This window comes from Paraburkholderia solisilvae (assembly GCF_902859875.1).
Lineage (GTDB): Bacteria > Pseudomonadota > Gammaproteobacteria > Burkholderiales > Burkholderiaceae > Paraburkholderia > Paraburkholderia solisilvae.
Map to the genome: position 1 here is coordinate 1 of NZ_CADIKF010000102.1, position 6,224 is coordinate 6,224.

General features: G+C 69.5%; 5 protein-coding genes. 2 read left to right on the forward strand and 3 right to left on the reverse strand.

Going from position 1 to position 6,224, the window contains the following annotated elements:
* Positions 1-61: 61 nt before the first annotated feature.
* Together mutL and miaA are read left to right on the forward strand one after the other, a co-directional pair.
* Positions 62-2,053, forward strand: a complete 1,992-nt coding sequence (mutL, locus tag HV675_RS31720) for a DNA mismatch repair endonuclease MutL (protein ID WP_175115414.1) — start codon at positions 62-64, stop codon at positions 2,051-2,053.
* A 35-nt stretch (positions 2,054-2,088) separates the two neighbouring features.
* On the forward strand, positions 2,089-3,048 hold the full coding sequence (gene miaA, locus HV675_RS31725) for a tRNA (adenosine(37)-N6)-dimethylallyltransferase MiaA (protein ID WP_175115412.1): 960 nt from the start codon (positions 2,089-2,091) through the stop codon (positions 3,046-3,048).
* A gap of 268 nt (positions 3,049-3,316) precedes the next feature.
* Here miaA and HV675_RS31730 read toward each other — a convergent pair whose 3' ends face one another.
* The 3 genes from HV675_RS31730 to HV675_RS31740 form a co-directional block, all read right to left on the reverse strand.
* Complete coding sequence (locus HV675_RS31730) at positions 3,317-4,846, reverse strand: efflux transporter outer membrane subunit (protein WP_175115415.1); 1,530 nt, start codon at positions 4,844-4,846, stop codon at positions 3,317-3,319.
* Positions 4,847-4,944: 98 nt separating this feature from the next.
* Complete coding sequence (locus HV675_RS31735; protein WP_343056926.1) at positions 4,945-5,913, reverse strand: efflux RND transporter periplasmic adaptor subunit; 969 nt, start codon at positions 5,911-5,913, stop codon at positions 4,945-4,947.
* Positions 5,910-6,119 carry a DUF1656 domain-containing protein gene (locus HV675_RS31740; RefSeq protein ID WP_175115413.1) on the reverse strand — a complete coding sequence of 70 codons (210 nt, stop codon included), beginning with the start codon at positions 6,117-6,119 and terminating at the stop codon, positions 5,910-5,912. Before HV675_RS31740 ends, HV675_RS31735 begins: the two co-directional genes overlap by 4 nt.
* Positions 6,120-6,224: the final 105 nt, after the last annotated feature.

Below are 6,224 nucleotides of genomic sequence, written 5' to 3' on the forward strand. Positions count from 1 at the left end.
CGCCTCGCCCGCGCCCGCGGAGTCCGCCGCCGTTGCCCGTCCCGCACGCGCGCCGCTTGCCGTGCGCGCGCCGCGTCCGATCCAGCCGCTGCCCGATCAGCTGATCAGCCAGATCGCCGCCGGCGAAGTGGTCGAACGGCCCGCCTCGGTGGTCAAGGAACTGCTCGAAAACGCGCTCGACGCGGGTGCGACCACGCTGCGCATTCTGCTCGACGAAGGCGGCGTCAAGCGCATCTCGATTACCGACGACGGTTGCGGCATCCCCGAAGCCGAACTCGCACTCGCGCTCACCCGCCACGCGACCAGCAAGATCCGCTCGCTCGCGGAGCTCGAAGCGGTCGCGACGCTCGGGTTTCGCGGCGAGGCGCTCGCGTCGATCGCGTCGGTCTCGGAGATGGCCATCACGAGCCGCAGCGGCGACGCGCCGCACGCCACCCGCATCGACGCGCAAACCGGCGCGCTCACGCCGGCGGCCGGCACGCAGGGCACGACGATCGAAGTGCGCGAGCTGTACTTCAACACGCCGGCGCGCCGCAAGTTTCTGAAAAGCGAACAGACCGAGCTCGGCCATTGCCTCGAGATGGTGCGCCGCGCGGCGCTTGCGCGTCCCGACGTCGCGATCTCGGTGCTGCACAACGGCCGCGCGGTCGAGCACTGGAACGCGAGCGATCCGGCCGCGCGCGTCGCGAAGATTCTCGGCGAGACCTTCGCGACCGCGCATCTGCCGCTCGATGAAGCGGCCGGCCCGCTTGCGGTTTACGGCTGCGCGGGCTTGCCGACCGCGAGCCGCGGCCGTGCCGACCAGCAGTACTTCTTCGTGAACGGCCGCTTCGTGCGCGACAAGCTGCTCACGCACGCAGTGCGTGCCGCTTACGAAGACGTGCTGCACGGCGACCGTTATCCGTCGTACGTGCTGTTTCTCGATCTGCCGCCCGAAGCGGTCGACGTGAACGTGCATCCGTCGAAGATCGAAGTGCGCTTTCGCGATTCGCGCTCGATTCACCAGTTCGTGTTTCACGCGGTGCAGCGCGCGCTTGCGCGCCATGCGGGCGCGTCGCCGGAAACCACCGCGGGCGGCCATGCCGTGCACGTCGAGCCGCGTGGCGGCCCGGCGTCGTTCGGGGCGACGCCGCTCGCCGGTCTCGCCGGATCGAACGGCGGCTTTGGCGGCGGCGGCGTGTCGACGTCCGACGGCAGCAGCCGCTTCGGCAACGGCGCGCCGGCGGCGGGCAGCACCTGGCTGCGCGATGCGCGCATGCGTCAGGGCACACTGCCGGTCGCGCAGCCGCTCGCGTTGTACGACGCGCTATTCGGCCGCAAGGACACCGGCGCCGGCACGCAGTACGGCGCGACGGCGGCGGGTGCGCCCGATGCGCAGCAGGCCCGCGGTATCGACCATTACGCGGACGGCGCTGCACCGTCGCCGTTTGCCGCGCTGCCGCCCGGCGCCGCGTTCGACGGTTCGGACGAGCAGCCGCTCGGATTCGCGCTCGGCCAGATTCACGGCATCTACGTGCTCGCGCAAAACGCGCGCGGGCTCGTGATCGTCGATATGCACGCGGCGCACGAGCGCATCCTGTACGAACAGTTCAAGAACGCGCTCGCCGAGCGAACCATCGCGGTCCAGCCGCTGCTGATCCCGCAGTCGATGACGGCCGATCCGGTCGAGATCGGCATTGTCGAGGAAGAGCGCGATACGCTCGATGCGCTCGGCTTCGACCTCGCGGCATTGTCGCCGACGACGCTCGCGATCCGCGCGGTGCCCGCGCTGCTGAAAGACGCCGACCTGCCCGCACTGGCGCGCGCGGTGCTCGCCGATCTGCACGCGTTCGGCGGTTCGCGCGTGCTGACCGAGCGCCAGCATGAACTGCTCGGCACGCTCGCGTGCCATCACGCGGTGCGCGCCAACCGGCGTCTGACGCTCGACGAAATGAACGCGCTGTTGCGGCAGATGGAAGCGACCGAGCGCGCGGACCAATGCAATCACGGGCGGCCGACGTGGTATCAGCTGACGCTGTCCGATCTCGACCGGCTGTTCCTGCGCGGCCAATGAGCGCGCGCTGGATCGATGCGCGCGCAACGATTGCCATGAAAGACACCGCCGTACTCCCCGTCGCCTGTCTGCTCGGCCCGACCGCATCGGGCAAAACCGCCGCGGCGCTCGCGTTCGCGGCGCGGCGGCCGGTCGAAATCGTCAGCGTCGACTCGGCGCTCGTCTATCGCGGCATGGATATCGGCACCGCGAAGCCGACTGCGGAAGAACGCGCGCGCGTGCCGCATCATCTGATCGACATCGTCGATCCGGCCGATGCGTGGTCAGCCTCCGACTTTCGCACCGATGCGCAGCGTGCGATCGATGCGATCGTCGAACGGGGCCGCGTGCCGCTGCTGGTCGGCGGCACGATGCTGTACTACAAGGCGCTCACCCAAGGACTCAACGATCTGCCCGGCGCCGACGCCGCGCTGCGCGCGACGCTCGACGCGGATGCCGCGCGCGACGGCTGGCCCGCGCTGCACGCACGCCTCGCGGCAGTCGATCCGCAGACGGCGGCCCGCCTTGCGCCGAACGACTCGCAGCGCATCCAGCGCGCGCTCGAGGTGTTCATGCTGACCGGCCAGCCGATGTCGGCACTGCTCGCCGCACCGGCCCGCGACGACCGTGCGGCGGCACGCTATCGCTTCGTGCCGGTCGCGCTGGAGCCTTCGGATCGCGCCGTGCTGCATGCACGGATCGCGCAGCGCTTCGACGCGATGCTGGCGGCCGGCTTTATCGATGAAGTGCGACGGCTGCGCGCGCGCGGCGATCTGCATGCGGACCTGCCGTCGATGCGCTGCGTCGGCTACCGGCAGGCGTGGGAATATCTCGACGGCGCGATCGACTACGCGACGATGCGCGACAAGGGCGTGTTCGCGACGCGGCAACTGTGCAAGCGGCAATTGACGTGGCTGCGCGCGACGCCCGAACGCATCGTGATCGATTGCTGCGCGCCCGATGCCGCGGAGCAGGCGCTGCACGCGCTGGAGCGGATCGTCGACGGGCGGGCGTGAGTGCTCGCGCGAGCAACGTCGGGATGATTGCGCTGCACGCGTTGAAGGTGCCGCAGAAGGACCGCGTTTTATGTCCGGTTGCGTGTCGGGTCGCGTATCGGGTGGCGTATCGGGTGGCGTATCGGGTGGCGTGTCGGGTGGCGTGTCGGGTCGCGTATCGGGTGGCGTGTCGGATCGCACGACAGGCGGCGCGTCCGGTTACACATCAGGCCGCGCACCCAGTCCCATGCCAGGTCGCGCATCACTCGCCGCTCGTGGCTTCCCGCCGTTACTCGCGCGCCCCTTGCTGCCCCGCCGCTTCCTGCCCGGCCTTTTGCGCGGCCTGCTGCACGTCGTCGCGTCCACCCGTCTGCGCCGCTTGCCGCGTGCTCGCCTTCCCCGTCTGCCGCGCGCCCTCCTGCATCCCTTCCTTCGACGCCTCTTCCCAGCCGCCGCCGAGCGCGAGAAACAGATTGACCCGATCGACCGCCACCGTCGAGCGCGCAGCCGCGACCTGCGCATTGACCGATGTCAGCGTGCGCGTCGCGTCGAGGTCGTCGATAAACGATTCGCGTCCGTTCACATACAGTTGATGCGTCTGGTCCGCCGAGTCCTGGGCGGACTTCTCGGCAGTCTGCAACGCCTGCGCACGCGCCGTGTCGGCACTGTAGGCCGCGAGCGACGATTGCGTTTCGCGCAGCGCATTCAGCACCACCGAGTCGAAATGCGCGAGCGACGCGGCCGTCGACGCCTCGGCCTGCTGCACCTTCGCGCGCTGGCCATTCACCGGAAATTCCCAGCTGACCAGCGGCCCGATCGCATAACGCGCGGTCTGCGCGGTGAACACATCGGACACGTCCCCCGTAAAGCCCGCGCTTGCGCCGATGCTGATGGTCGGATACAGCGCCGCCGTCGCGACGCCGATGCGGGCCGTCGAGGCCGCCAGTTTGCGCTCCGCCTCGCGCACGTCGGGGCGGCGCTTGAGCAGCGCGGCGCCGTCGCCGACCGGCACCGGCTCGCCGACCTGCGGCAGCTTCGAGCAGTTTTTCGCCGCGGGCGGCAAGTCTTCCGGCGCGCGCGCGAGCAGCATCGCGAGCCGGTATTGCGCGACGCGCTGGCGCAACGTGAAGCGCGGAATCTCGGCGGCGATCGTGTCCCGCTGCGTGAAACCGCGCGTGAGGTCCGGCTGGTTGCCGCGGCCCGCCTGCAGCAGCCGGCGTGACACATCGACCCGTTCGCGCTCGAGCGCGAGCGAATGCTGCGCAATCGCCAGCTCTTCGGCCGCCGCGCAGTTTTCGACATACGAACGCACGACGTCCGCGACCACCGTGATGCGCACCAGATCGCGCGCGGCCTCTACCGCATCGTCGTCGGCTCGCGCCGCTTCGACGCCGCGCCGCAGCTTGCCGAACAGATCGAGCTCGTACGACACGTTAAAACCCAGGTCTTCGAGCGTCTGCGGCGGAAGCTTGTCAGTCAGAAACTGCTCGGGCGACAGTTGCGTGTATTGCACGTTGCCCCCCGCGTTTCCCGCGAAACCGTCCTGCTCGCGCGCGAACTGCACCTGCGCGCGCGACGCCTCGAGGTTCGCCACCGCGACGCGCAGGTCACGGTTCCCGGCCAGCGCGTCTTCGACCAGCCCGTTGAGCACCGGGTCGTCGTAGAGCCGCCACCAGTCCGGCGGCACCGGCTGCTGCGTGACGAGCGGATCGTTCGAACCGTCGATCGGCGCGTTCGCGAAGTTCGCATTGACGAGCGCATCCTTCGGCAGCGAGTAGTTCGGGCCGACCGTGCAGCCGGCCAACAGCGCGGCGCACATCACCGGACACAGCGCGCCACGCGCGACGCGCGGCACGACGCCGCGCCTGCGGGCGAGCGCAACGCCCGGGGACGCAAACCGGTCCGCGCGGCGCGCGTTCATCGCCACCCTCCCAGCAGCCGCTCGAGCCACAGATCGAAGCGCGATTGCGGCGCCGACGCGGCATCCGTCGCCGACGCGCCTGGCTTGCCGTTGGCACGCAGCTGCGGATTGCGCACCAGCACGGTCGCCGTGCGGCCCGCGATCATCTGGAAGTCCGGCGGCACGTCGTCGAGCGCGACGCGCACCGGAATGCGCTGCGCGAGGCGCACCCAGCTGAATGCCGGATCGACGTTCGGCAGCAGGTTCGGCGTGCTGTTGGTGCGGTCGCGGTCCTCGATCGCGGCGACGATGCTGACCACATGGCCGCGCAACAACCTGGGCTCGCCCATCACCTCGATATCAACCTCCTGCCCGACACGGATATGCCGCATCTTGGTTTCTTCGAAGTAACCGTCGACGCGAAACGAATGCGCGTCGACGATCGATAGCACCGCCTTGCCGGCCGTCGCATATTCGTTCGCGCGCGGCGCGCGGTCGTTCACGTAGCCGTCCACGGGGCTCACGATCGTCGTGCGCTGCACGTTCAGGCGCGCGGTGTCGAGCGCGACCTGCGCAAGATCGACTTGCGCGCGCGCCTCGTCCGCGCGCGCCTGGCTCGCTTGCGCGACCTCCACCGCGACGAGGTTGCCCAGTTGCCGGTTGCGCACGTCTTCGCGGCGCGCCTCTTCGTAAGTCGCGCGGCGCTGCGCGAGCGTCGCGACCGCTTCGCGATACGCGAGCGCGTAACGCGCCTCGTCGATCACGAACAGCACCTGGCCTTTCGCCACCGCCTGGTTGTCGACCACGCGGATGTCGGTAATCCAGCCGGAGAGGTCCGGCGCGACCTGCACGATGTCCGCGCGCACGCGGCCGTCGCGCGTCCACGGCGAGAACATGTAATAGCCGATCACCTTCCACAGCACGACCGCGGCGGCCAGCGCTGCAGCAAGAGTCAGCACGACGGACAACACCGAGATCTGTTTCACGCGCCGAGCCGCCTTGTCAGAACGACGATCGCGCCGAAGATGAATATGTAGAGGCAGAAATCGAATGCGGCCCGATGCCAGACGAAGCGATAGATTCCAGTCAGCGCGAGCAGCGCGACGACGCCGCGCTCGACCAGATACGCGGCCAGCATCAGCACGAGCACGGCCGGAATAAACACGCCTACGATATTGATTTCGCCGATCATGGCCCCCCCTGGCGGTTCAGAAAAATAATTATCGCGCTTCAGCTCGATCAAGCCGCGGGCGCCGGACCCGGCACCGCCGGCGCCGCCGGTGCGCCCGCAGCCAGC